The organism is Streptomyces sp. NPDC050560, from assembly GCF_044457285.1.
Classification (GTDB): domain Bacteria; phylum Actinomycetota; class Actinomycetes; order Streptomycetales; family Streptomycetaceae; genus Streptomyces.
In genome coordinates this window covers 209,075-234,149 of the sequence record NZ_JBITGT010000013.1, presented here as the reverse complement: position 1 = coordinate 234,149, position 25,075 = coordinate 209,075, and the positions used below count along the sequence as shown (strand labels likewise).

At 75.5% G+C, this 25,075-nt stretch carries 23 protein-coding genes and 1 pseudogene; 7 read left to right on the top strand and 17 right to left on the bottom strand.

Annotated elements, in window-relative coordinates; genetic code table 11:
- Positions 1-126 precede the first annotated feature (126 nt).
- The gene (locus ACIBIW_RS28370; RefSeq protein WP_399339932.1) at positions 127-1,563 is read right to left on the bottom strand and encodes a PLP-dependent aminotransferase family protein; all 1,437 of its coding nucleotides are present in this window, start codon (positions 1,561-1,563) and stop codon (positions 127-129) included.
- On the opposite strand from ACIBIW_RS28370, the gene ACIBIW_RS28365 reads away from it, so the two are divergent.
- The 4 genes from ACIBIW_RS28365 (at position 1,562) to ACIBIW_RS28350 (ending at position 4,388) form a co-directional block, all read left to right on the top strand.
- The gene (locus tag ACIBIW_RS28365; RefSeq protein ID WP_399339930.1) at positions 1,562-2,548 is read left to right on the top strand and encodes a DMT family transporter; all 987 of its coding nucleotides are present in this window, start codon (positions 1,562-1,564) and stop codon (positions 2,546-2,548) included. The two genes, ACIBIW_RS28370 and ACIBIW_RS28365, sit on opposite strands and share 2 nt — an antisense overlap.
- 94 nt (positions 2,549-2,642) lie before the next feature.
- On the top strand, positions 2,643-2,849 hold the full coding sequence (locus ACIBIW_RS28360; RefSeq protein WP_399339929.1) for a DUF1918 domain-containing protein: 207 nt from the start codon (positions 2,643-2,645) through the stop codon (positions 2,847-2,849).
- Positions 2,850-3,005: 156 nt separating this feature from the next.
- Positions 3,006-3,866: a 3-hydroxybutyryl-CoA dehydrogenase gene (locus ACIBIW_RS28355; protein WP_399339955.1), complete on the top strand. Its 861-nt coding sequence runs from the start codon at positions 3,006-3,008 to the stop codon at positions 3,864-3,866.
- 264 nt (positions 3,867-4,130) lie between these two features.
- Positions 4,131-4,388 carry a hypothetical protein gene (locus tag ACIBIW_RS28350; protein ID WP_399339927.1) on the top strand — a complete coding sequence of 86 codons (258 nt, stop codon included), beginning with the start codon at positions 4,131-4,133 and terminating at the stop codon, positions 4,386-4,388.
- A gap of 11 nt (positions 4,389-4,399) precedes the next feature.
- Here ACIBIW_RS28350 and ACIBIW_RS28345 read toward each other — a convergent pair whose 3' ends face one another.
- The 10 genes and pseudogenes from ACIBIW_RS28345 to infC all read right to left on the bottom strand — a co-directional run bounded on the left by ACIBIW_RS28345 (position 4,400) and on the right by infC (position 15,866).
- Positions 4,400-5,017 carry an NUDIX hydrolase gene (locus ACIBIW_RS28345; protein ID WP_399339925.1) on the bottom strand — a complete coding sequence of 206 codons (618 nt, stop codon included), beginning with the start codon at positions 5,015-5,017 and terminating at the stop codon, positions 4,400-4,402.
- A gap of 52 nt (positions 5,018-5,069) precedes the next feature.
- Positions 5,070-6,410 (bottom strand): transcriptional regulator, encoded by a 1,341-nt coding sequence (locus ACIBIW_RS28340; protein ID WP_399339923.1) that lies wholly within the window; start codon positions 6,408-6,410, stop codon positions 5,070-5,072.
- A gap of 300 nt (positions 6,411-6,710) precedes the next feature.
- Entirely contained in the window at positions 6,711-8,108 is a 1,398-nt protein-coding gene (locus tag ACIBIW_RS28335; RefSeq protein ID WP_399339922.1) for a PP2C family protein-serine/threonine phosphatase, read from the bottom strand.
- 239 nt (positions 8,109-8,347) lie between these two features.
- Entirely contained in the window at positions 8,348-10,876 is a 2,529-nt protein-coding gene (gene pheT, locus ACIBIW_RS28330; RefSeq protein WP_399339920.1) for a phenylalanine--tRNA ligase subunit beta, read from the bottom strand.
- Positions 10,876-12,009, bottom strand: a complete 1,134-nt coding sequence (gene pheS / locus ACIBIW_RS28325; RefSeq protein WP_399339918.1) for a phenylalanine--tRNA ligase subunit alpha — start codon at positions 12,007-12,009, stop codon at positions 10,876-10,878. Before pheS ends, pheT begins: the two co-directional genes overlap by 1 nt.
- A 218-nt stretch (positions 12,010-12,227) precedes the next feature.
- Positions 12,228-13,367, bottom strand: a complete 1,140-nt coding sequence (locus ACIBIW_RS28320) for an ATP-binding protein (RefSeq protein ID WP_399339917.1) — start codon at positions 13,365-13,367, stop codon at positions 12,228-12,230.
- A 39-nt stretch (positions 13,368-13,406) separates the two neighbouring features.
- Complete coding sequence (locus ACIBIW_RS28315; protein WP_399339914.1) at positions 13,407-14,267, bottom strand: TrmH family RNA methyltransferase; 861 nt, start codon at positions 14,265-14,267, stop codon at positions 13,407-13,409.
- Between the two features lie 143 nt (positions 14,268-14,410).
- Positions 14,411-14,794: a 50S ribosomal protein L20 gene (gene rplT, locus ACIBIW_RS28310; RefSeq protein WP_399339912.1), complete on the bottom strand. Its 384-nt coding sequence runs from the start codon at positions 14,792-14,794 to the stop codon at positions 14,411-14,413.
- Positions 14,795-14,905: 111 nt separating this feature from the next.
- Positions 14,906-15,100, bottom strand: coding sequence for a 50S ribosomal protein L35 (gene rpmI, locus ACIBIW_RS28305; RefSeq protein ID WP_125499424.1), 195 nt, complete (start codon positions 15,098-15,100; stop codon positions 14,906-14,908).
- 116 nt (positions 15,101-15,216) lie between these two features.
- Positions 15,217-15,866 (bottom strand): annotated as a pseudogene (gene infC / locus ACIBIW_RS28300) (translation initiation factor IF-3).
- Between the two features lie 401 nt (positions 15,867-16,267).
- Here infC and ACIBIW_RS28295 point away from each other — a divergent pair.
- Together ACIBIW_RS28295 and ACIBIW_RS28290 are read left to right on the top strand one after the other, a co-directional pair.
- Positions 16,268-16,732, top strand: a complete 465-nt coding sequence (locus ACIBIW_RS28295; protein ID WP_399339910.1) for a hypothetical protein — start codon at positions 16,268-16,270, stop codon at positions 16,730-16,732.
- Positions 16,733-16,775: 43 nt separating this feature from the next.
- On the top strand, positions 16,776-17,174 hold the full coding sequence (locus ACIBIW_RS28290) for a DUF1844 domain-containing protein (protein ID WP_399339908.1): 399 nt from the start codon (positions 16,776-16,778) through the stop codon (positions 17,172-17,174).
- Positions 17,175-17,199: 25 nt separating this feature from the next.
- Here the strand turns inward: ACIBIW_RS28290 and ACIBIW_RS28285 are convergent, their stop codons facing one another.
- From ACIBIW_RS28285 to ACIBIW_RS28275, 3 genes are all read right to left on the bottom strand, one after another.
- Positions 17,200-17,973, bottom strand: a complete 774-nt coding sequence (locus ACIBIW_RS28285; protein WP_399339953.1) for an SseB family protein — start codon at positions 17,971-17,973, stop codon at positions 17,200-17,202.
- 104 nt (positions 17,974-18,077) lie between these two features.
- Positions 18,078-19,247, bottom strand: a complete 1,170-nt coding sequence (gene mycP / locus ACIBIW_RS28280; protein ID WP_399339906.1) for a type VII secretion-associated serine protease mycosin — start codon at positions 19,245-19,247, stop codon at positions 18,078-18,080.
- Positions 19,244-20,533 carry a hypothetical protein gene (locus tag ACIBIW_RS28275; protein ID WP_399339904.1) on the bottom strand — a complete coding sequence of 430 codons (1,290 nt, stop codon included), beginning with the start codon at positions 20,531-20,533 and terminating at the stop codon, positions 19,244-19,246. The genes mycP and ACIBIW_RS28275 overlap by 4 nt, the downstream gene beginning before the upstream one ends.
- Positions 20,534-20,925: 392 nt before the next feature.
- Between ACIBIW_RS28275 and ACIBIW_RS28270 the strand changes: the two genes are divergently transcribed.
- Positions 20,926-22,128: an amino acid deaminase/aldolase gene (locus tag ACIBIW_RS28270; RefSeq protein WP_399339902.1), complete on the top strand. Its 1,203-nt coding sequence runs from the start codon at positions 20,926-20,928 to the stop codon at positions 22,126-22,128.
- A 38-nt stretch (positions 22,129-22,166) separates the two neighbouring features.
- Here the strand turns inward: ACIBIW_RS28270 and ACIBIW_RS28265 are convergent, their stop codons facing one another.
- The 3 genes from ACIBIW_RS28265 to ACIBIW_RS28255 form a co-directional block, all read right to left on the bottom strand.
- Positions 22,167-23,138 carry a DUF2510 domain-containing protein gene (locus ACIBIW_RS28265; RefSeq protein WP_399339901.1) on the bottom strand — a complete coding sequence of 324 codons (972 nt, stop codon included), beginning with the start codon at positions 23,136-23,138 and terminating at the stop codon, positions 22,167-22,169.
- Between the two features lie 43 nt (positions 23,139-23,181).
- Positions 23,182-24,189 (bottom strand): phosphotransferase family protein, encoded by a 1,008-nt coding sequence (locus tag ACIBIW_RS28260; RefSeq protein ID WP_399339900.1) that lies wholly within the window; start codon positions 24,187-24,189, stop codon positions 23,182-23,184.
- A 150-nt stretch (positions 24,190-24,339) separates the two neighbouring features.
- Positions 24,340-25,071 carry a helical backbone metal receptor gene (locus ACIBIW_RS28255; protein ID WP_399339898.1) on the bottom strand — a complete coding sequence of 244 codons (732 nt, stop codon included), beginning with the start codon at positions 25,069-25,071 and terminating at the stop codon, positions 24,340-24,342.
- Positions 25,072-25,075: the final 4 nt, after the last annotated feature.

The window sequence follows — 25,075 nt, the reverse complement described above, 5'->3', positions numbered from 1 at the left end:
ACGGCATATCGGGGGCGGGTCGGTCGTGCCGTTCTAACACAATCGCCCGCGCGTGGCCCAAGCATACGGGGGGGGGGCGCCCCCCCGGGGGGCGGGGGGGGGGGGCCCCCCCCCCGGCCCCCCGGCTCACTCCGCGGGCGCGCACTCCCGCCACGCGGTGCGCAGCCTGCGCACCCCCTCGGTGATCACGTCGTGGTTCGGGGCGCCCGCGAAGCTCAGCCTGAGGTACGGGGCTGGCGGCTCGGCCCCGTAGTAGGGGCGGCCCGGGGTGACGGCGACCCCGGCGCGCAGCGCGGCGGCGGCGAGCGCGTTCTCGTCGACGGCCTCGGGCAGCCGCAGCCACAGGTGGTAGCCGCCGGCCGGGACGTGCGGCAGCGCGAGCGCCGGCAGCAGGGAGCCGAGCGCCCAGGACATGGTGTCCCTGCGGGCCCGCAGCTCGGCGGCCACCGTCCGCAGATGGCGGGGCCACGCGGGGGCGCCAACCAGCTCGACGGCGGCCTCCTGCACGGGCCTTGCCACGAAGAACTGCTCGACGACGTGGATGGCCCGCAGCCGTTCGAGCACCGGGCCCCTGGCGGCGAGCGCGCTGACCCGGAAGCTGGGCGAGGTCGCCTTCGTCAGCGAGCAGACGTGCACCACCACGCCGTCCGGGTCGTCGGCGGCCAGCGGGCGCGGCAGGGTGCCCGCGTCGACGTGGGCGAGCCTGCGTACGAAGTCGTCCTCGACGACGAAGGCGCCCGCGGCCCTGGCGATCCGCAGCACCTCGCCGCGCCGCCCGTCGCCGAGGACCGCGCCCGTCGGGTTCTGGAACAGCGGCTGGCACACGAAGACCCGGGCGCCGCTGGCCCGGAAGGCGTCGGCGAGCAGCTCGGGCCGCACCCCCTCGGTGTCCACCGGGACCGGCACGGGGCGCAGCCCGGTGGCGCGGGCGATGGCGAGCAGTCCCGGATAGGTCGGTGACTCCACGAGGACGGGGGCGCCGGGCGGGGCGAGGGCGCGCAGCGCGGTGGTGAGCGCGGTCTGCCCGCCGGAGGTGATCAGTACGTCGGCGGCGGTGAAGGCGCCCCCGATGCCCCGGGCGAACCACTCCCGCAGCTCCGGCAGGCCGTCCACCGGGGGCCTGTGCCACGCGCCCGGGCGCCGTCCCGCCCTGGCGAGCGCGTCGCCCATGGCGCGCTCGGGCTGGAGCGAGGGGTGCAGATAGCCGCCGTTCAGCTCGATCACACCGGGCGGCGGGGTGGCGAGGGTGGCGAGCAGCCCCGCGGCGTCGACGCTGCGGGGCACCGCGCCCGCGGCCTCCGCGCTGAGGGCGACCTCCTGCCAGGAGGTGTCCCCCGTGGGCGCGGTGGCGCGCGGGCGGGCGCGGAAGACTCCGGCACCCGGGCGGGTGACGACCAGGCCCTCGGAGGCGAGCACGGCGAGCGCCCGTGACACGGTCACCGGGCTGACTCTGAAGCGCTCCACCAGCTCCCGGCTCGAAGGCAGCTTCTCGTCAGGAGAGTAGCGGTCAAGCTGCCCTCGCAGCCTGGCAGCCAGTCCTTCCACGCTGGTACGCTCGGTCATGAGAGCCAAGAGTAGCGCTACAGACACCTCCCCGATAGCGGTCAAGACCTCTCCCGCACCCGGACACCCCGCTCCCCCGGCAGGCCTCCCCGTCTCCCCCGCCCGTGTCTCCGTGGGCGCCGAGCGGCCCGGGGCCTCCCGGCGCGGCCTGGTACTGGCCGCCCTGGGGGTGGTCGCCTTCTCGCTGACATTTCCCGCCACCGCATGGGGCCTTGAGGGCTTCGGGCCTTGGTCGCTGGTGACGGTGCGCTGTGTGCTCGCGGCGCTGCTCGCGGGCGGGTGCCTGCTCGCCGGGCGGGTGCCGGTGCCGCAGCGGCGGCACTGGCCGGGTCTCGCCGTCGTCGCCGCGGGCGTGGTGGTCGGCTTCCCGCTGCTGACCACGCTCGCGCTCGGCACGTCGAGTACCGCGCACGCCGCGGTGGTGGTGGGGCTGCTGCCGCTGACCACCGCGCTGTTCTCGGCGCTGCGGGTCGGGGCACGGCCGTCCCGGGCCTTCTGGACCGCGGCCGTCGCCGGGGCCGCGGTGGTGATCGCGTTCACGGTGCAGCAGAGCGGCGGGGCACTCGGCACCGCCGACGGCTACCTCTTCGGCGCCCTGCTGATCTGCGCCGCCGGCTACACCGAGGGCGGGCGGCTCGCCCGGATGATGCCCGGCTGGCAGGTGATCGGCTGGGCGCTGGTGCTCTGCCTCCCCCTCGCCGTCGTCGGCGCGGCCGTGGCGCTCGCCCATGAGCCGGTGCACGCCTCGGCGCAGGGGGTGGCGGGGCTCGTGTGGGTGGCGGCCGGCTCGCAGTTCCTCGGCCTCGTGGTCTGGTACCGGGGCATGGCCGCCATCGGCATCCCCAGGGCGAGCCAGCTCCAGCTCGCCCAGCCGCTGCTCACCCTGGTCTGGGCGGTCCTGCTGCTCGGGGAGCCGCTGACGGTGGCCGCGCCGCTCGCGGCGGTCGCGGTGCTGGTCTGCATCGCCGTCACCCAGCGGCGGTGACGAAAGGGGCATACGCCAATAAGGTGGACGTAGGAACGCAGCATCCACCGCGTCCGCCCGTGCGGTACGTGGCGCGGGCCGAGGAGGTAGCGCGATGAAGGCAGCCGAGGGCGACCGTCTGCTCATGCACGGCAGGACGGTCGGGCAGGAGGACAGGACCGCGCGGATCGTGGAGGTCCTGGGCGCGGAGGGCGGGCCGCCGTACCGGGTCAGGTTCGACGACGGGCACGAGACCCTGGTCTCCCCCGGCCCCGACTCCGTCGTCGAGCCGCGCGCCGCGGTGCCCGGGCGGGGCCGCTGAGGCGCAGTGCGCATGCGCCTCTGACCCGGTTCCTACTGGGCGGTAGGGTACGGCTCTGGGCGCCGACCCGGCGTCCCCCGGCGGACGGGGCCCGATCGGCTCCGGGGCCGGGTCCGTGAGGGAGTGCCCGGGAGAGGTGATGGCGTGGCGGAGATCCTGACCGACATCGCGCGCGTCGGAGTGGTCGGCTGTGGGCAGATGGGAGCGGGCATCGCCGAGGTGTTCGCCAGGGCCGGCCTCGACGTGATGGTCGCCGAGACCACCGGCGAGGCGTTGGAGATCGGCCGCACCCGGCTCTACAACTCCCTCGCCAAGGCCGCCGAGCGCGGCAAGGTGTCGGAGCGGGAGCGGGCGGAGGCCCAGGAGCGGCTGCACTTCACCACGGACCTCGGCGAGTTCGCCGACCGGGACCTGGTGATCGAGGCCGTGGTGGAGAACGAGCAGGTCAAGGCCGAGATCTTCCAGGTGCTCGACCAGGTGCTGACCCGCCAGGACGCCATCCTCGCCTCCAACACCTCCTCCATCCCGCTGGTCAGGCTCGCGGTGGCCACCACCCGCCCCGACCATGTGCTGGGCATCCACTTCTTCAACCCGGCGCCCGTGCAGCAGCTCGTGGAGCTGATCCCGGCGCTCACCACCTCCGAGGGCACCGTGGCCCGGGCAAGGGAGCTGGTCGAGCGGGTGCTCGGCAAGAGCGCCATCCGCGCCCAGGACCGCTCGGGGTTCGTGGTCAACGCGCTGCTCGTGCCCTATCTGCTGGCCGCGGCCCGGATGTTCGAGTCCGGGGTCGCCGGCCGCGAGGACATCGACAACGGCATGGTGCTCGGCTGCTCCCACCCGATGGGCCCGCTCGCGCTGAGCGACCTCATCGGTCTTGACACCGTGGTGTCCATCGCGGACTCGATGCACGACGAGTACAAGGAGCCCCAGTACGCGGCCCCGCCGCTGCTGCGGCGGCTGGTCGACGCGGGCCGCCTCGGCCGCAAGAGCGGCTCCGGGTTCTACGACTACGGCTGAGCACGGCACCCGCGCGCTCCCGGTGACCGGCGGGCCCGGGAGCGGCGTCATGGTGACCGTTCGTATCCGGCCACTCTCCGTGCCGTTTTCCGCGCCGACCCGCGCGCCGCGCCCGTGGGCGCACCGGGCCCGGCCCGTTCACACGGGGTGTGCGCGAGGGGCACGCACCCGCCCCCCGCGCACTCTTACGCGCCGACCACCAGGCGAGTTGACTCTGTAGTGCACAGAGGGGGGATGTGCCGACTACGGAAAGGAACGGAGCCCGTGAGCACGGAACCCGAACACCCCACCGCCTCCGAAGAACTCGCAGAGTTACGACGCCGCCTCGACGTGGGCATCGCCCGCATGGAGGGGCACCTCGCACTGCTCACGCAACGCGACGAGGTGAGCGCCAAGGAGCAGGACGACCTCGGCGCCCGGGTGACCGCCCTCGAACACACCCGCTGGCCGCTGCCCGCCGTCGCCGCCCTCACCGCCGTCGGCGCACTGGTCGTCACCCTCTGGCAGGTCGTCGTCCGCTAGAGGGCGCTGTTTCAGCCCTGCCCGACCGTCGACCCCCCGGCCGCCCAGGGTGCGTGACCGGCCCGCACCGGAGCGGGCCCGGGCAGCCGCGGCGCCTCCTGACCCACCCTCAGGTGGTGGAGCAGGAGCAGCGCCGCGGCCATGTTGGCGGCCGGGACCTCGCCGCGCGCCACCATGTCGGGGACGAGCGCGAGCGGTACCCAGACCCTGCGGTCCGACTCGAAGTCGTCGACCGGGTGGCCGATGCGGACGGCGTGGTCGGCCCAGTAGATGTGGTGCCTGGCGTCGCTGAGCCCGTTGGACGGCTCGACCGACATCAGGTGCCGCAGCGGGCCCGGGCGCCAGCCCGTCTCCTCCTCCATCTCCCTGGCGGCGGCACGGGCGATGTCCTCGCCGTCCTCGACGACCCCGGCGGGCAGCTCCCACCCCCAACTGTCGGTGATGAAGCGGTGCCGCCACAGCAGCAGCACCTCGTTGGACTCGTTGACCGCCGTGGCGACGGCGACCGGGCGCTGCCTGATGAGGAAGTGGTCGAGGTGCTGCCCGTCGGGCAGTTCGACGTCCGCCAGATTCACCCGGAACCAGCGGTTCGAGTAAACAGTCTGTTCGCTTTGGTTTGTCCACTGCACGGTATTGCCACCTTCCGCTGAGGTAGATGGCAATATCGCAGCAGCTATGCGGTCACAGCGGGACGCGCAGGGCCCCGTCGATCAGTGCGGCGGCCTCCGCGGCGCCCGTGCCGCCGCTGCGCACCAGGTGCTCGCGCACCGCCCGCAGCCGGTCCCGCAGCCGCTGGGACTCCATGCCGCGTGCCTGCTCCGCCATCCGCACGGCGGTCACCGCCGCCTGGTCCGCGTTCCCCCCGGCGAGTTCGATCTGGCTGAGCATGGCGAGCCTGTGCACCCGGCCGCGGTCGTGCGCCGGGGTGCCGACGGCGGCCATCGCGTGCTCCCGCGCCGCGCTGACGTCACCGAGGCTGAGCAGCGCCTCCGCCACCTGCACATTGACGAGTCCCGGCTGCACATAGCCGGTCTCGTCGGGCTCGCTGCCCCGGCGCACCCGGTCGGCCGCGGACTCCGCGCGCCGTATGCACGCGAGCGCCGCGGAGCCGTCGCCGAGGTGCGCGTACGCCTTCGCCTGCATCGCGTAGAGGTCGGAGGCGAGCGCGGGCGTGATGTGCCGTCCCGCGGTGCGCAGCGCGGCCTCCGCGAACGCGACGGCCTGCCGGTACTCCCGCATGAACAGCGACTGCGTCACCAGCAGCGCGATCACATACGCGCCGAGGCCGCGGTCGCCGCTGGCCTTGGCGAGCCGCAGCGCCTGGTGGAAGTAGCGCTGGGCGAGGCCGTGCGCATCGGAGTCGTAGGCGCAGATCCCGGCGACGGCGACGAGCCCGCCGGTGGCGCGGTGCAACTGCCGCCCGGTGTCGTCCGGGTAGCCGCCGCGCAGCAGCGGGGCCGCCTCCGCGTTGAGGAACCCGACGATCCTGGAACGCGTCGCCACCCCGCCCGCCTTGCGGTACATCTGCTCGTAGTGGGTGCGGGCGGCGCGCAGCATCTCGATGTCGTCCATGCTGACGGAGCGTCTGCCGCCGCGGGAGACGTCGGCGTCCTCGGGAGGGTTCTCCCACTCCCAGACCGGCATCACGGCGGGGGTGCCGGTGACGGCGGGCGCGTCGAGGAGGTGCGGGCGCTGCTGCTCGTCGGAGCGCCACAGCGCGGTGGCGCGCTCCACGAAGCCGGAGAGCGTCCCGGCGTGCGCGCCCGCCGAGCCGCCGGGGACGCCGAGGCCGATGTCGTCGAGGGTGACGGGCCTGTGCAGCCGGGCGGCGAGCACCTCGCAGATCAGGTCGGGCACCTGTCCGCGCGGGCGCTGCCCCTTCAACCAGCGGGCCACGGCGGTGTGTTCGTAGCGCAGGGCGAGCCCACGCGTCCTGCCCGCCCGGTTCACCCGGGCCGCGAGTCCGGCGTGCGAGACGCCGGCCTCGTCGAGGATCGCGTCGAGCAGGCTGTTGGGCTGCATGCTGCCCTCCAAGGGCGCGCGCTGTGCGGTGCTCCGCCGGAGTGCCGGGCGGGGTCGGGGCCGGGCCTGTGGACCCGCCGTCCGGCCGCTGCCGGAGAGCCCCCGCGCTGGGTGGATTACGGGGCGTTGACGGCAGGTTACCGTGTACCGCGCCGAAGGGACCTTTCCGTTCACACGGGGTGTGAACCAAGTGCCCCAGCAGGGGCGCCCCGCCCGCTTCTGCCGTGCGCCGCGCGGCAGTTGACTGGTCTCCTCGCCGCAGTACCGGCCGGCTCCACCGCACACCTCCCCCACGTGTCCTCAGTGCGGCGGTCCACCGGCCGGCCCCCGCCCGGGTGCCGCGCGGTCGCGGCGTACGGGGTGGCCCGGGCGGTGGGCGACGGGGCACGGGCGGTCGTTGCGCAGCGCGAGCAGCGCAACGTCGTCGTCGGTGCCGCCGCCGGTGTGCCGCAGCAGGCCCGCGCGCACCGAGTGGATCACGCCCTGCGGACACAGGGCGTGGTCCGCGACGGCGCGGGTGAGGGCGGTGCGCAGCGGGAAGAAGCGGCCCGCGGCGTCGCGCGCGTCGGTGGCGCCGTCGGTGTGCAGGAACAGCGCGTCGCCCGGCAGCAGCCGCCCACAGCGCATCGGGGGCAGTTCCGCGGGCAGCGGTACGGTGCCGAGCGGCGGCAGCGGCTCGGTGCCCGAGACGGTCTCCACCTGGTGGGGCGGGGCGGGCGCGGGCCTGGCGGTGCCGCGCAGCCGGTACGGCCAGGGGTGGCCGCAGTTGAGCGCGGTGACCTCGCCGTCGCGGTGGATCTCCAGCAGCAGCACCGTCACGAACTCCTCGCAGGCGTCCGCCCCTTCGACGGCGTCGAGGGGCCCGGCGGCCTCCGCCGCCTCCGCTGCCTCGGGGGTCCCTGCGGCTTCCGTGGCCTCCGCGGCCTCCCCGGCTCCCGTGGCCCCGGTGGCCTTGGTGGCCGGGCAGGCCGCGGGGCCCTCCAGGGGGCCGGGGGCGCCGCGCGCGGCGCGGTGCGGGTCGCCGGGGCCCGGCTGCCGTCCGACACGGCACCTCGCGGCCCCGGCGGCCGACACCGCGGCCCGGGCGTCGGCATCCGGCGGGGCCCCCGCGCACTGGCGCACATGCCGGTCGAGGGCGCGCTCCAGTCTGCGCAGTACGGAGCCGAGGTCGGGCTCGTCGTGCGCGGCCTCGCGGAAGCTGCCGAGTACGGCGGCGACGGTGGCGAGCGCGCCCACCCCGTGCCCGCGGACGTCGCCCATGACGACCCGCACCCCGTGGTCGGTGGCCACGACCTCGTACAGGTCGCCGCCGATGGCCCCGTCCCGGTCGGCGGTGAGCCGGTCTGCGGCGACCGCGAGGCCGTCCACGCGCGGCGGCAGCGGGCGCAGCAGCACGTCCTGGGCGGCGCCCGCGACCCGGCGGAAGCGGCGCACCTCGCGCAGCATCGCGCCCCTGAGGTGCAGCATGAGCGCGATGCCGACGGCGAGGAAGACCAGGCTGGTCACCGCCCTGGCGCACAGCCCCTTCTGCTGGGCGAGCGGGCAGCACACGTGGTACGTGGCCGCCACCGCGCCCCAGGTCAGCGGCAGGCCGAGGGCGAGGGCCCGGCGGGCGCGGCGCCGCGCCACATGGCGGGGCGCGCGGCGCGCGCGGGCAGGCCGCGGCCCTGTCGTCCTGCTCCCGATCCTCCCGATCATCCCGTGGGCCCCCTCAGCCACTCGGCCGGGACACGCGTCCCGGGATGCGCGGGCCCTGACGGGCCGCGTTGATTCTGCCGACCGAATGACCGGAGAGAGCCATATCGCGGGAGCTTGTCACCCAAAAGAGTGCTTAAGGGGAGGGATGGCGGCACGCGTGGCACACGGCGGGCCCGTCCATGCGGAAGGGGGCGCCACCCGGCGCCCCCTTCCGCACGTGTGCTCCCCCGGGCGCGGTGCTACGCGCCCCGCAGGGTGGCCCCGACGCGCTCCGCGGCGGACGCGACGGCGGCGTCCCGCGCGGCGGTGGACTCCTCGGCGGTGAGGGTCCTGTCGGGGGCGCGGAAGCGGAGGGCGTAGGCGAGGGACTTGCGGTCCGCGCCGATCTGCTCCCCGGTGAACACGTCGAACAGCCGGATGGACTCCAGGAGTTCGCCCGCGCCCGCGCGCAGGGACGCCTCCACGTCCGCGGCGGGGACCGAGGCGTCGACGATGAGGGCGACGTCCTGGGTGGCCACGGGGAAGGTGGAGATCCTGGGCCCGCGCGGCAGCCCCTCGCTCGCCTGCTGGAGGAGGTCGAGGTCCAGCTCCATGGCGCAGGTGCGGGCGGGCAGCCCGAGCGACTTCAGCACACCCGGGTGGAGTTCGCCCGCGTGCCCGACGGTCCGCGGCTCCCCGTCCACGACCACCGCGAGCCGGGCGCAGCGGCCGGGGTGCCAGGGGCCGTAGCGGCCCTGGCCGACGCGGAGTTCCGCGCCGGCCTCGCGGGCGACGGTGCGGGCGGCCTCGACCGCGTCGGCCCAGTCGGCGGGGCGGCCCTCGCCCCACCACCCGGCCTGCTCGCGGGCGCCCGCGAGGACGACGGCGGCGTGCCGGGGCTGGACGGGCAGCGCGCCGGTGAGGGACACGATCTCCTCGTCGTCGGGGCGCCTGTCGACCCTGAGGCGCGGCGCCACCCTGGCATCGGCGCGCGGCTGGAACACCAGACCCGTCTCGAAGAGCGCGAGGTCGTGGGTGCCGCGGCCGATGTTGCGGCGCAGCGCCGCGAGGAGTCCGGGCAGCAGCAGGGTGCGCAGCGCGGGCTCCTCGTCGGAGAGCGGGTTGACGAGGGTGACGACGCGCCGGTTCGGGTCGTCGGCGTCGAGCTGGAGCTTGTCGAAGACCTGCTCGCCGATGAACGGGCTGGAAAGCGCCTCGACATAGCCGGTGCCCGCGAGTGCCCTGCCGACCCTGCGGTGCAGCCGCTGGCGCTCGGTGAGGCCGCGCCCCGCGGGGGGCTTGGGCAGGGTGGCGGGCAGGTTCTCGTAGCCCTCAAGCCTGATGACCTCCTCGGCGAGGTCGTTGGGGTCGAGCAGGTCGGGGCGCCAGGAGGGGACGGTGACGGTGAGCGTGTCCTGCCCGTAGACGTCGCAGCCGATCTGCTGGAGGCGGCGTACGACGGTCTCCCTGCCGTAGGCCACGCCCGCGACCCGGTCCGGGTGGTCGGCGGGGATGGTGAGGGTGTGCGGCGCCGAGGGCGCCACGGCCTCGGTGACCCCGGCCTCCGCGGTGCCGCCCGCGAGCAGCACCAGCAGGTCGACGGTGCGCTGGGCGGCGGCGGACGCGGCGAGCGGGTCGACGCCGCGCTCGAAGCGGCGTGCGGCCTCGGAGCCGAGCCGGTGGCGGCGGGCGGTGCGGGCGATGGAGACGGGGTCGAAGTGGGCGGCCTCGACGACGACGTCGGTGGTGCCGGAGACGGCGCCGGTTTCGGCGTCGGGCAGCGCGTCGGCGATCTCGGTGTCGGCGCCGCCCATGACGCCCGCGAGCCCGATGGGGCCCCGGTCGTCGATGATCACCAGGTCCTCGGGGTCGAGGACGCGCTGGGTGCCGTCGAGGGTGGTCAGCTTCTCGCCCTGCCGGGCGCGGCGCACCCCGATGGCGCCCTGGAGCCGGGTCCTGTCGTACGCGTGCAGCGGCTGGCCGATCTCCAGCATCACGTAGTTGGTGATGTCGACGGCGAGCGAGATGGGGCGCATGCCGGCCTTCTGGAGGCGGCGGCGCAGCCAGATCGGGGAGCGTGCCTCGGGGTCGAGCCCGGTGACGACGCGGGCGGTGAACCGGTCGCAGCCGACCGGCTCCTCGACCTTGACGGGGTGCCCGAACGCGTTCGGCGCGGGGACGTCGATCAGCGCCGGGTCGAGCAGCGGGAGCCCGTAGGCGGTGGCGGTCTCGCGGGCGATGCCGCGCAGCGAGAGGCAGTAGCCGCGGTCGGGGGTGACGGCGATGTCCAGGACCTCGTCGACGAGTTCGAGCAGTTCGACGGCGTCGGTGCCGACCTCGCACTCGGGCGGCAGCACGACGATGCCCTTGCTGCCGTCGTCGCCCATGCCCAGCTCCTCGCTGGAGCAGATCATGCCGCGGGACATCCGGCCGTACGTCTTGCGCTCGGCGATGGCGAAGCCGCCGGGCAGCTCCGCGCCGGGCAGCACCACGACGACCTTGTCGCCGACGGCGAAGTTGCGGGCGCCGCAGACGATCTCCTGCGGCTCACCGGTGCCGTTGGCACCGCCGACGGCGACGGTGCAGTAGCGGATCGGCTTCTTGAAGCCCTCAAGCTCCTCGATGGTGCGGACCTGCCCGACGACCAGGGGGCCCTTGAGGCCCGCGCCGAGCTGTTCGACCGTCTCGACCTCAAGGCCGGCCGAGATGAGCCGGGCCTGCACGTCGCGGCCGGTCTCGGTGGCGGGGAGGTCGACATACTCCCGCAGCCAGGAAAGCGGGACCCGCATCAGATCTCCATCCCGAAAGGCCGGGCGAACCGCACGTCGCCCTCGGCCATGTCTCGCAAGTCTTCGATGGTGTGCCGGAACATGAGCATCCGGTCGATGCCGAACCCGAAGGCGAAGCCGCTGTAGCGCTCGGGGTCGACGCCGCAGGCGGTCAGCACCCGGGGGTTGACCATGCCGCAGCCGCCCAGCTCGATCCAGCCCTCGCTCGAACAGGTGCGGCAGGGCCTGTCGGGGTTGCCGACGGACTCGCCCCGGCACACGTAGCAGAGCATGTCCATCTCGGCGGACGGCTCGGTGAAGGGGAAGTAGTTGGGCCGCAGCCGCGTCGTCATCCCGGCGCCGAACAGCGACTGCACCATGTGGTCGAGGGTGCCCTTGAGGTCGGCCATGGTCAGGCCCTCGTCGACGGCGAGCAGTTCGATCTGGTGGAAGACGGGGCTGTGCGTGGCGTCCAGCTCGTCGGTGCGGTAGACCCGGCCCGGGCAGACGATGTAGACGGGCAGCTCCCTGGCGAGCAGGGCGCGCGCCTGCACCGGGGAGGTGTGGGTGCGCAGCACCACGCCGGAGTCCCGGGCGACGCCGTCGGCGTCCTCGGGGCCCTCGACGAAGAAGGTGTCCTGCATCTGCCGCGCGGGGTGGTCGGGCTTGAAGTTGAGCGCGTCGAAGTTGAACCACTCGGCCTCGGCCTCGGGGCCCTCGGCGATCTCGTAGCCCATGGCGACGAAGACGTCGGCGACGCGCTCCATGAAGGTGGTGACCGGGTGCCGGGCGCCGGGCGGTGTGCGGTCGTAGGGGAGGGTGACATCCACGGCCTCCTCGACGAGCACCCGGGCGTCGCGCTCGGCCTCCAGTTCCTCCTGGCGGGCGGCGAGCGCCCGGCCGACGGCGGCCCTCGCCTGGCCCACGCGCTTGCCGGCGTCGGCCTTGGCGTGCGGGGGCAGGGCGCCGATCTCGCGGTTGGCGAGGGCCAGCGGGGAGGCGCCGCCGGTGTGGGCGGTCTTGGCCTCCTGGAGCTGTGCGAGGTCACCGGCGGCCACGAAGGCGGCGAGCGCCTCGTCCCGCATGCGCTCGATCTCTTCCGGTTTCAGTGCCTCGACCTCGACCGGGTCGTACGACTTGTTGGGTGCCGACATCTCTTCCCGTACTTCCGATTGCTGGCGGATGGTCCCCGCCCGGCGTCGCGGCTCGTGCCTGCGCCGTCCCGGCGGTGCGGGCACCCCCGCTGGGGGAGGACTCTGGCCCTGGACGCAAGGTGCCGAGGGCCGAGTCTAACGGGGTGGTGGAAGGGCCCCGGAAGCCAGAGGGGGTGACGGGGGCCGCCGTGCGGGTGTGCGAGGCGCCCGAGGGGGGCTCAGGCCAGTGCGGCCGGGGCGCCCTCGGGCAGCGTAAATCGGAACCGGGCGCCGCCGCCTGGGGCCCGGCCGACGGTGATGGTGCCGCCGTGCGCCTCGACGATGCCCTTGACGATGTAGAGGCCGAGCCCCGTGCCGCCGCGCTTGCTGCCCCGCCAGAAGCGGGTGAAGACGCGGTTCATGGACTCCTCCGGGATACCGGCGCCCTCGTCGCTCACGGTGACCGTGGTGCCGGGCGCGTGCTCGTGTTCGCTCGTCGCGGGTTCCACGTCGATGGTGACAGTTCCCTCGCCGTGCCGCACCGCGTTTTCCAGGAGGTTGCTGAGGACCTGGTCGATCTTGTCGGGGTCGGCCCAGAGCATCGGCAGCGGTCCGCGCAGCCGTACGAGGAACCGGTCGGGGGCCCGGCCCGAGGCGATGTGGGCCTGGACGTGCCGGCCGACGGCGGCCCCTATGTCGACGGGCTGGCGGTGCACCTCAAGGCGTCCCGAGTCGATACGGGAGATGTCGAGCAGCTCCGCGATAAGGCGGGTGACGCGGTTGGCGTCGGCGTCGACGGTCTCCAGCATCAGCCGCTTCTGCTCGTCGGTGAAGCGCTCCCACTTGGCGAGCAGGGTGGCGGTGAAGCCCTTGACCGAGGTGAGCGGGGAGCGCAGTTCGTGGGCGACGGTGGCGATCAGCTCGGCGTGGCTGCGTTCCGTGCGCCGCCTCGCCTCGGTGTCGCGGAGGCTGACGACGACGCGCTTGACGGGGCCCCTGGGCGCGGTGCGCACATAGCGGGCGGTGACCAGGACCTCGCGGCCGCCGGGCAGGAGGAGGTTGCGCTCGGGCTGGCCCGCCTTGATGGCGAGGCCGCCGTAGGGGTCGGTGCACTGCCACCAGCGGTGGCCGTCGAGGTCTTCGAGCGGGAGCGCCTGTTCCAGGGGGGCGCCGAGGGCGTCGGCCGCGGGGGTGGCGGTGATCCTGGCGGCGGCGGCGTTGAAGCAGATGACGCTGCCCGTCTCGTCGGCGACGACGAGGCCGTCGGGCAGGTCGTCGGGGTCGATGCCGAGCCCGTCGGGGGCCGCCGCCCCGGGTGCGGCGCCGCGCTGCCCCGGCGGTCCGGCCGTCTCGGGCGGCCTGCTCGTGCCGACAGTCATCCCCGCATCCCGCCTCTTGGACCTTCAGGAGCCGACAGACTACTCGCTGTGGCCGCCTTCGCTCCTCCCCCGTCCCGCGGTCCGCTGGGCGCGCGCGGAGGCATAGAGGCACACGGCGGCGGCGGTCGCCAGGTTCAGGCTCTCCGCGCGACCGTGGATGGGGACGCGTACGACGGCGTCCGCGAGGGCCCTCGTCTCCTCGGGCAGGCCCCACGCCTCGTTGCCGAAGAGCCATGCGGTGGGGCCCGCGAGGCGGTCGTGGTCGAGTTCGGTGTCGAGGTCGTCGGCCCCGGCGCCGTCGGCGGCGAGGACGCGGGCGCCGTGTGCGCGCAGTCCGTCCACCGCCTCGGCGGCGGGGACCCCTACGACGACGGGCAGGTGGAAGAGGGAGCCGGCGGAGGCGCGCACGCACTTGGGGTTGTACGCGTCGACGGAGGCGTCGGTGAGGACGACCGCGTCGGCGCCCGCGGCGTCGGCGCAGCGCAGCACGGTGCCGGCGTTGCCGGGGTCGCGTACCTGGGCGAGGACGGCGACGAGGCGGGGGGCGGCGGCGAGGACGGTGTCGAGGGGGGTGTCGAGGAAGCGGCAGACGGCGACGATGCCCTGGGGGGTGACGGTGGTCGAGAGGCCGGTGACGACGGTGTCGTCGGCGAGGTGGACCCGGGCGCCCGCGGCGCGGGCCGCGGCGATGACGTCGGGGTGCCGGTCGGCGGCGTCCGCGGTGGTGAACAGCTCCTCGACGGCGGGTCCCCGGGGGCCGTCCGCGGTGGCCTCGCGGACTGCCTGGGGGCCCTCGGCGAGGAAGCGGCGCTCCTTGGCGCGGGTCTGGCGCCTGGCGAGGCGGCGGGCCGCGGTGACGCGCGGCGAGCGCGGGGAGATCGGCTCGGGGCCTCGGGCCATGGGGTTCACCTTCGGTGCGGGGCCCGCGCCGCGGGGGCCGGGTGCGGGGCGGTCGGTGCGGGGCGCGGGCGGGGCATGACGCACGGGGACCCGCAGGCCGCGTAAGGTCTGCGGGTCCGTTCGCCGGTTCGCCGGTCGCCGGGTCAGGCGGCCTTCGGGGCGTTGACGTCGCTGGGGAGCGCCTTCTGCGCCGCCTCGACCAGGGCGGTGAACGCGCCCGGGTCGTTGACCGCGAGTTCCGCGAGGATCTTGCGGTCCACCTCGATGTTGGCGGCCTTCAGACCCTGGATGAAGCGGTTGTAGGTGATGCCGTTGGCCCTGGCGGCGGCGTTGATCCGCTGAATCCAGAGCTGGCGGAAGTCGCCCTTGCGCTTCTTGCGGTCGTTGTAGTTGTAGACGAGGGAATGGGTGACCTGTTCCTTCGCCTTGCGGTAGAGGCGCGAACGCTGGCCGCGGTAGCCGCTGGCCTGCTCGAGGATCGCCCGGCGCTTCTTGTGGGCGTTTACCGCCCGCTTGACGCGTGCCACTGTGTACTCCTTGAAGCGGGGCCGGGGGCGCGTGCTGCCGCCCGCTCGGCCCGGTGTCGATGGGGTCCCGGTCCTGGCGCCGTGCAGCCCCCTGTGGCGGGGGCCCGCACGTCACTTGCCGAGAAGCTTCTTGATCTTCTTGGCGTCGGCCGGGGCCATCTCGGCGTTACCGGTGAGGCGACGCGTCAGGCGGGACGACTTGTGCTCAAGCAGGTGTCGCTTGCCCGCGCGCTCACGGAGCACCTTGCCGGAGCCGGTGACCTTGAAGCGCTTGCTGGCACCGCTGTGCGTCTTGTTCTTCGGCATGGCGCCGTTCTCTCCCTGTCGCTGGCATGGGCGGCGCTCCCGCGCCCGGCCTGGGGCCGGGCGCTCGGATGCCGCGTGGGTGGGCTTGCTCCCGGGGCTGGCCCGGCCCGCCCGCGCTACTCGGCGGGCTGCTCCTCGGGCTGCTCCTCCGTGGCGACGGCCGTGCGGCCCTGGCGCTCGGCCTTGCGGGCGGCCTGCGCCTCCCGGGCTTCGGCCATCGCCTCGGTCTTCTTCTTGTGCGGACCGAGAACCATGATCATGTTCCGGCCGTCCTGCTTCGGGTTCGACTCCACGAAGCCGAGCTCCTGGACATCCTCGGCAAGGCGCTGGAGCAGTCGGTATCCCAGCTCCGGCCTGGACTGCTCACGGCCACGGAACATGATCGTGATCTTGACCTTGTCACCCTGCTTGAGGAACCGGACGACGTGACCCTTCTTGGTGTCGTAGTCGTGCGGGTCGATCTTCGGCCGGAGCTTCATCTCCTTGATGACCGTGTGCGCCTGGTTCTTGCGCGCCTCACGGGCCTTCATGGCCGACTCGTACTTGAACTTTCCGTAGTCCATGAGCTTGCAGACGGGCGGACGTGCGTTCGCCGCCACCTCGACCAGGTCGAGGTCGTACTCCTGCGCAAGCTCCAGGGCCTTGGCAAGCGGAACGATTCCTACCTGCTCGCCGCTGGGACCGACAAGTCGCACCTCGGGAACGCGAATCCGGTCGTTGATGCGGGGCTCGGCGCTGATGGAGATCCTCCTCGGTTGCACCACACGACCGCCTGGCGGGCAGCCGTGTCACGTCTGTTGTCATAGGACCTAACCGAGGCGGAGCAGAAAAAATGCCCCGAACGGTCACAAGCGGGGCTCCTGTCACTACCGGGAACACCGCCGCTGCTCGCGGGGCACTTCGGGCGGGGGGCATCCGGGGGATGCCTCCGCCTGACCGGTGACCCACCGCCCCGGGGGGCGGTCAGGTGGGAGATCGGAGCCTCCACTTGAGGGCCGGACACGTATGCCCGGCCGGTCATCACTCAAGGTTAGCAGCTTCCACGGGGAGCGGCGAACCGGGTGGCGGCGCGTGCGGGACCCGTCCCGAAGCGTGGGGGGTACGGTCGCGGCCCCGGGCCTGCGACGGACGGCGCGGGCTCGGAGCGTGGAGGGAAGTGGGGCCGGGATGGCGTTCGGTTTCAGGCGGCGGCGCGGCGGCGCGGGCGGGCGGCAGGGCTCCGTGGTGCCGGGGGCCGAGGTCTGCGTGGTGTGCCACGAGCCCATCCAGGTGGGCGAGAAGCTCGGGGCGGTGCTGGAGGAGGGCGCGCGGGCGCGGCTCGACGGCGAACTCGACGAGCGCGCGCTGCTCGTCGACCCCAAGGGCAACCGCCGCTACGCCGTGCACCTGGGCTGTCTCTCCGTGGTGGACGAGGTCTGCGCGCTCTGTCTCGACCCGGTCGCCGACGGCGACAGGATCGCCGGGGTCAGCGCCGAGTTCGTACGGGAGCACACCGGCGCCGAGCCCGACAGGCGCGCCAAGACCACCGACCCGCTGGGCAATCCGTGCTTCGCCGCGCACGCCGGGTGCGCGGAGTCGGCGGGCGCCGAGCTGAAGCAGGCACCGGCGCCCAACAAGCGGTTCCGGCGCTGAGGGCGCTCCCGCCGTGGAGCGCGGGCGCCCGTAGGCTTGCGCCATGAGCGACGTCACATCCGCACCGAGCGACACAGCCGCCGCCGAGGCCCCGCGGGCCGGGGAGCAGGCGCCCGATTTCGACGATCTGACCCGGGACATCGCGGACGTGCCCGCGGTCGAGGTGATCACCACGGTGGCGGTCCATCTGATGAGCGCGTCCGCGGTCGCGCTCGGCCTCGCCGAGGGCGGCGCGGACCACCGCGACCTGGACGAGGCCCGCAAGCTGATCCACGCGCTCGCGGGCCTGCTGGACGCCGGGGCGCCGGAGATCGGCGCGTTCCACGCGGCCCCGCTGCGCGACGGGCTCAAGTCGCTCCAGCTCGCCTTCCGTGAGGCGTCCATGCTGGCGGACGACCCGGGGCAGGGCCCCGGCGAGAAGTACACGGGCCCGGTGTACTGACCCCGCTGCCGTCCGGGGCCGCGCCTCACGCCCGTTCGTAGAGCGCGCCGCCCCCGGGGGCCGCGTCGGGCGGCAGCACCGCCAGGTCGAGGCCGCGTACCAGGCGCTCCCGCAGGACGGGGTCGGCGGCGAGGAGTTCGGCGACGCGGTGCAGCACGGCCGCCGGCTTTGCGCCGTCGTCGAGGACGAGCGCCAGGGTGCCGTCGCCCGTGCCGTGCGCGAGGTGGGCGGCGCGGACCGCGGCCTCGGTGGCGACGGCGGCGCGCAGCGCGGCGGTGACCGCGGGGTCGGCGAGCGGCCGGGTGCTGGTGCGGCCCTCGGCGAGCGCGGTGAGCGCTGCCCGGTCGAGCTGGTAGGGCACGGGTCCCGCGAGGTCGAGGACGACCGTGTCGGCGCCCTCGTGGACGGCGGCGCGCAGCGCCTGATGCAGCGGGACGGCGACGGGGCGCGCGTCGGGGTCCCAGCGGGCGAGCGCGGCGGTGGAGGTGAACGCGGGCAGCGCGACCCGGTCGCCCGCGCGGAGCGTGGGCACCGCCATGTCGCTGGTCTTCTCGCGCGGCAGCGGCCCGCCGTCGGGGCCGGTCGCACCGCCGCCGTCCCCCGTGGTGCCGCCGGGTTCGGCGAGTTCCCCCAGGACGGCGACCACGGGCACCAGCAGCCGGGCGCCGGGCAGGGCTGCGAGCACGGGGCCCTCGTCGCAGGCGCCCGCGGCCCAGTTCGCGAGTGCGGCTTCGAGCGCGGGGTCCGCGGCGCCGTCGTCGGTGCCGAAGCCGGGGTCGGGGATGTTCTTCGTCTGCACGGGGATCTGCACGGGGCGACCCTATCCGGGGGCGGGGGCGGCGCCCGGGGCCCGGGTCGGCGGCGGGCGGCTCCGGAGCGGCGGCGCCGGGCGGCGTCAGGGGGTCAGCGGCGGCGGACGGGGAAGGGCAGCCGCCGTCCGCGCCACAGCAGGTAGGCGGCGCCGAGCAGCAGCACGCCGACGCCGCCCGCGGCGGGCGCGGCCCAGCCGTGGCCCGTACCGGAGTGCGCGGGTCCTGAGCCGAAGTAGGTGTCCGGGTAGGAGGCGGCGTCCAGGCCCTGGGGCTTGAGCTTCGCGGCGGCCTTCAGGGCGGCGGCGGGGTCCACCAGGCCGTAGCCGCGCGAGTCGTCCCTGCCGCTGTCGGGCGGGTCGCTCGCGGTGTCCTCGACCAGCTTCTTGATCTGGGCCGGGGTGAGGTGCGGGTAGGCGGCGCGGATCAGCGCGACGGAGCCGGAGACGAAGGCGGAGGCGGCGCTGGTGCCCCAGCCCTTGTAGTAGCGCCGGTCGGGGTCGATCATCACGACGTCGTCGCCGGGGGCGCTGACGGACGCGTACCAGCGGCGGGTGGAGAACTCGGCGCGCGAGCCGTAGCGGTCGACGGCGGTGGCGGCGATGACGCCCGGGTAGCCGGCGGGGTAGGAGATGTGGTCGCCGCGCTCGCCGCCGTTGCCCGCCGAGGCCACCACCACGACGCCCTTGTCGAGCGCGTACTGCACGGCGGCGTCCTGGGTGGGCTCGGGGCGCGCGGAGGCGGAGTCGTCGCCGAGGGAGAGGTTGATGACGTCCGCGCCGTGGTCGGCGGCCCAGCGGATGCCGTCGGCGAGCGAGCCGCCGCGGCTGTCCCTGGCGCGCTGCCGGTCCGGGTCGCTGTCCTCCAGGATCACCCGCACCGGGAGGATCTTCGCCTCGGGCGCGACCCCGACGACGCCCGCGGTCCTGCCGGGGCCGTGGCCGTGGCCCGCGATGAGGCCGGCCATCGCGGTGCCGTGCCTGGCCCAGGCGCGGGCGCCGCGTGCGGCGCCGAAGCCGATCAGGTCCTTGCCCGCCAGTACGTTGCCGCTGAGGTCGGGGTGCCGGTCGTCGACGCCGGTGTCGAGGACGGCGACGGTGACGCCGCCGCCCTTGGTGGTGCGCCAGGCGTCGTCGGTGTGCAGGGCGTCGAGGCCCCACTCCTGGGTGCGGATGGCGTCGGCGTGCGCGGCGGCCGAGGGCAGCAGGGTGAGGGCGGCGGCGAGGGCGGCCGCGGCGAGGGCGCGGGGGGCGTGCCGGTTCACGCGCCGTCCCCGCCCGGGGAGCTGGCGTCCTTGCGCAGGCCGCGCTCGACGCGGTCCGCGATGCCCTTGGCGTCGTGGCCGAGGCCGGCCTGGGCGGGGGCGGTGGTGGCGTCCGGTCTCATGGCCTTGTCCGCGGGCTGGGGTTCGCTGATCGTACGGCCGTCGGCGAATCCGGAGACGGCGTAGACGACGACGGGCGCGTCCGTGAGGACGGAGACGGTCCAGGAGGCGCGCTGGGCGTCGTCGAAGGAGGCGGCGAGGGTGCCGGGGGCCGCGTAGGCGCGGGGCATCAGGTCGGTGCGCTCGGCCAGGCCCTCCGTGACGAACCGGCCGCGCAGCGCGCTCATGGCGGCGGGGTCGGCCTCGGTGAAGAGCATGCCGACGGTGATGAGGTGGCTGCGGGTGGCGTCGGTGTAGGTGGCGCGCAGCAGCCGGGTGCAGCCGACGGGGGCGAGGACCTTGGCGAGCAGGGGGTCGAAGGCGCCGGAGCAGCGGCCGTCGGGGGCCACGGCGATCCTGGTCCAGGTGCGGTCGGCGCCGCCGGGTCCCGCGCCGTCGCCGTGCAGGACGGGCGGGAAGAGCCGGTCGACGGGGGCGGTGTGCCAGAGGCCCCCCGCGGCGGCGAAGGAGCGCGCGGGGCTCGGGTCGTCGGAGTCGCCGGTGAGCCAGGTGCCAGCGGCTGCGCCGCCGACGAGCCCGAGGCCGAGTACCGCGCAGACCGCGGCGGCGACGATACGGGGGGTGCCGCGGGAGCGCACGGGCCGCAGCCGGGTGGTGCTGTCGTCGTACTGCTCCGGCCTGCCCGCCGGGACGAAGGGGCGGCCGGTGGGTCCGGGGGTGAGGTCGACGGCGCCCACGGCGCGCCGTCCCGTGCCGGTGCGCGGCGCGGCGGCGGGCGGTGTCGGGGCGCCCGCGGGGCGTGCGGGGGCGGCGGTGCCGGTCTCGACGCGAGTACCGGAGACGGGCGGGCGCGGCGGCCCGCCGACGGTGGGGGGCACGGCGGGCGGTGCGGGGGTGGAGCCGGGCGGCGCCGCGGGTTTCGGCGGGTCGGCAGGGGCGGGGGGTGCGACGGCGGCGGGCGCGGCGGCGGGTGCCGTGGCGCGGTCGGCGCCTTCCCGCCGCTCGCTGCGGGGGGCCTCGGGGCCGTCCGCGGGCGGGGCGGTCGGGCGCGGCGGCAGCGCGGGCGGCAGGGGCCCTGCGCCGGTGGGGTCCTGCCGCGCCGGTACGGTGCCGGTGGCGCCCGGGGGCGTGTCGGGGAAGCGCGCGGTGGCGGCGGGCGGGAGCAAAGGCGCGCGGGTGGGCGGGAGCAGCGGGGCCCGGGCGGGTGGGGGCGGCGATGCGGGGTCGGGGTCGCCGTGGCCCTGGGGCGGGTCCTGCGGGCGTGGTGGTACCGGGGTGAACCGCGCCTCGGTGTCCACTGCACCCCCCGTGTCGTTTCCGCCGCCCGGTGCGAACGAGCGCTCCCGGCAGGGAGCGTGGACGCGATCGTCACTCTACGGTCTTCCACCGGTGGTGGGAGAACCGGTTGGCAGGCCAGAGTGATCTGCCCGGAACGTCCCTGGGGCGCGGCGGGGGGTCCCGCGGGGCGGCCGTGCGGCGCCGTGTCACGGGTGTCGCGGGCGGGGTTGTCGGCGGACGCCATTCCGCTTGTGGCGCGGTGGGGGCATGATGCGGCCTCATGAACTCCGCTGCCTCCGACCGCGCCCGCTATGACCGGGCCACGGCCGGTCTCGACGCGCCCCTCGCCCTCGTCGACCTCGACGCGTTCGACGCCAACGCGGCCGACCTCGTACGCCGCGCGGGCGGCAAACCGATCAGGGTCGCCAGCAAGTCGGTGCGCTGCCGCGCCCTGTTGGAGCGGGTGCTCGCCAGGGACGGCTTCGCCGGGATCATGGCGTTCACGCTGGCCGAATCCCTGTGGCTCGCCGAGTCCGGGTTCGACGACGTCCTGCTGGCCTACCCGTCGGTGGACCGGGCGGGCTTCGCCCGGCTGACGTCCGATCCCAAGGCCGCGGCGGCGGTCTCGGTCGTCGTGGACGATCCGGCGCAGCTCGACCTGATCGACGCGGCGCGCGGCGACGGCGGGGAGACCGTGCGGGTCTGTCTGGAACTGGACACCTCCCTCAGTCTGCTGGGCGGCAGGGTGCGGGTGGGCGCGCGCCGCTCGCCGCACCGCTCCCCCGCCGCGCTCGCGGACCTGGCGCGCGCGGTGCTGCGGCGGCCCGGGTTCCGGGTGGTCGGGGTGATGGCGTACGAGGCCCATGTGGCGGGGGTGGGCGACCGGCTGCCCGGCAGGCCGCTGCGGCAGGGCGCGGTGCGGGCGATGCAGTCGGCGGCGCGCCGGGAGCTGGCCGCCAGGCGGGGCGCGGCGGTGCGCGCGGTGCGGGAGCTGGTGCCCGATCTGGAGTTCGTCAACGGCGGCGGCACCGGCAGCGTGGAGTCCACGGTGGCGGAGGACGCGGTCACGGAGGTCGCGGCGGGCTCCGGGCTGTACAGCCCGCGCCTCTTCGACCTGTACAGCTCGTTCCGGGGCCGCCCCGCGGCGCTGTTCGCGCAGCCGGTGGTGCGCAGGCCGGGCCCGGGCGTGGTGACGGTGCTCGGCGGCGGCATCCCCGCCTCGGGCCCCGCGGGCCGGGACCGGCTGCCGGTGCCGTGGCTGCCGCGCGGGCTGCGCTACGACGGCCAGGAGGGCCCTGGCGAGGTGCAGACCCCGCTGCTCGGCAGGGTGGCGGACGCGCTGCGGGTCGGCGACAGGGTGTGGTTCCGCCATGCGAAGGCCGGGGAGCTGTGCGAGCGGTTCGACCGGCTGCACCTGGTGCGTGGCGACGCGGTGGTGGAGAGCGTGCCCACGTACCGGGGCGAGGGCCGGACGTTCCTGTAGGGCCTGCCCCCGGGGCGGCCAGGCCCGTCGCCGGGGGCTCAGTCGGCCGCGCGTATCCCCGCCGTGAACTTGTCCATGTCGCCGGCCGGCGGCGCGTCGGTGCCTGATGTGTCGAAGGCGAAGCGGACGATCACCGGGGTCCCCGAGCCCTTGGCCGGGGCGAACGCCAGGGACTCCACGACGTGCCCGGGGCCCTTGGCGGTGGTGACGCTCCAGCGGACCATGTACCCGGGCTCGCCCGCGACCGTGACGGCGCCCTCCTTGAGCTTCTTGTGCCCTGTCATGCCGCCGTAGGGCCGGGAGTCGAGGGTGGGGTCCTTGTCGTAGATGTCCCCCGCCGCCTTGGAGATGTCGTCGGTGGCGAGGACCTTCGGGGAGGTCTCGTCGCTGCCGGTGACGGTGTTCGAGGCGACCCGGCCCGGATAGCAGACGTCCATGTCGACGGGGCAGCTATAGCTGTCCCCCGAGATCAGCAGGACGTCGGACTCGCTGGTGTAGTCGGGCTTCTTCCAGCCGTCGAGCACGGGCAGCGTGATGCCGTTGAGGTCGTCCGTGACGACGGAGGAGTCGTCGTCGGCGCCTGAGCTGGGCGAGGGGGAGGCGGTGCTGCCGGTGGGCGTGGTGTGCGGGCCCGCCTCCCGTGCCGTGGCGGGCTTGGAGGGGCCCGCCTCGGGCTTGTCGTCGTCGCCCGTGAGCAGGAGCACGGTGGCGACGACGGCGCCCACCACCACGACGGCGGTGGCGGCCAGCGCGTACGTCCTGGCGCGGCCGCGGCGCGGCGGCGGCATCGACGGCGCGGGTCCGAACCCGGCGGGCGCCGGGGGCGGCTGCGGTGCGACGGGCTGCCGGGGCGCGGCGGGAGCCTGTGACACGGCGGGCGGCTGCGGTGCGTAGGGCCCGGGCGGTGGGGCGGGCCTGCGGTGCTCCGTCCATGCCGTGCCGTTCCACCAGCGTTCCGTACCCGGGGCGTTGGGCTCCGGGTACCAGCCCGGAGCGGGCGTCATGCTCATTCGTGGAACTGTAGGACATTCGGGGGAACGCCCGTACGGGGTATCACTCCAGAGCGGCCACCGGGCGCGCCGCGAGCCGGGTGCGCAGCCAGCCGAGCGCGGCGACGCCCTGGGCGTGCTGGAAGGCGCGGACGGTGGGCAGGCCGGGCGGCGCGGGCAGCCGGGAGTGGTGGAGGAAGAACCCGGCGAGGGCGGCGAGCACGGCGGTGACGCCGTCGGGGTCCGCGTCCCTGGCGAGGGGGTGCGCCGTGAACACGTCCTCGGGGGGCGGCCCGCCCTGGGCCCGTACGCACGGCAGCATCAGCAGCAGGTCGAACCAGGCGGCGGCGCGCGCGGCGTGCGGCCAGTCGACGAAGACGACGCCGCCGTCGGGGGTGAGCAGGATGTTGTCGGCGCGCAGGTCCCCGTGGGCCAGGGTGTCGCCCGCGGCGTACCGGGCCCAGGGGGCGCTGAGTTCGGCGAGGGCGGGCAGCCGGGCGGCGGCCCAGGCGTCGAGGCCGTGGGTGTCGTCGGCGGCGGCGAGCGCCTGCCAGCCGCGGAAGGACTCCGCCAGCAGTTCGGCGGCGGCGGGGGCGTCGCCGGGCGCGGGGGTGAGCGCGGTGGCCAGGTCGTGTACGGCGCCCAGCACCCGGGTCAGCTCGTCGGCGCGCCAGGGCACGTGCGGCGGGTGGCCCTCGATGTCCTCGAAGACGAGGGCGGCCCAGTCGCCGTCGTCGTAGGAGCCGAGGAGCCTGGGCGCCGCCGCGGCTGCGGGCAGCGCCGCGGCCCGCCGCGCCTCGTCGCGGTGGAGCCAGGGGCTGAGCGGGTTGCCCGCGGCGGGTGCCGCCTTGACGAAGGCGCGGCGTCCTTCGGCGGTGCCGACCCGCGCGGCGACGCCGGGCGGGAAGCCGCCGCGCTGGGTGGCGGCGGTGGCCACCGGCGCGCCGAGTACGTCCGCCACGGCGTCCCTGACCCGCGCGGGGACGTGGTCCCAGGAGGTTCGGGCAGTACGGAGCGTACGGACGGCGCGGGTGCCGGACGCGGGCGGGGCTTCGAGGGGGGACGCTGGCATAGCAGCATGCTCGGCGCTGCCCCGGCCGCCCGCCACTCGGTGCCGGTGCCGCGCGGCCCGCGGTGCGTGCCGGTGCCCTGGCGGGGCGGGGTGCGGCGGATTCAGGGCGGTTTCCCTCGTCGGGGTGAGGGCGGCCGTGGTGCCGGGCCGTCAGGGGGCGGCCGCCCGCAGCGCCGCCGTGAGCACGCGCGGTGCCTGCGCCATCGAGGGCCCGTACCAGGTGAGATGGCGGCCGCTGACGAGCGCCGAGGGGGTCGGGAAGCTCTCGGGCCCGTCGTCCGCGGTGAAGCGGTAGGGCTCGTCGGGCAGGACGGCGAGGTCGGTGTCGAGGGCGCGCAGCCGCTCCAGCGGGATGCGGGGGTAGCGCTCCTCGTGATCCGCGTGGACGTTGTCGACGCCGAGCCTGGCGAGGACGTCCCCGGCGAAGGTGTCGCGGCCGAGGACCATCCAGGGCCGCCGCCACACCGGCACGACCGCGCGCAGCCGCCGGGCGGCCGCGGGGGGCGGCGACTGCCAGGCGGCGTCCGCGGCGTCGAGCCAGCGGGGGCGGGCGCGGGCGCCGCAGGCGGTGAGGGCGCGGTCGAGTTCGCGCAGCGCGTCGGGGACCGTCCTGACCTCGGTGACGAGGACGGTGAGCCCGGCCGTGCGCAGGTCGTCGAGGTCGGCGGGGCGGTTCTCCTCCTCGTTGGCGAGGACGAGGTCGGGGGCGAGGGCGGCGATCCGCGCGGTGGCCGGGTTCTTGGTGCCGCCGATCCGCTCGACGGCGAGCCCCTCGGGGTGGGTGCACCAGTCGGTGGCGCCGACCAAGGCGCCCGGCAGGGTGGCGGCGACGGCCTCCGTCAGCGAGGGGACGAGCGAGACCACCCGGGGCGGTGCGCTCATCGGC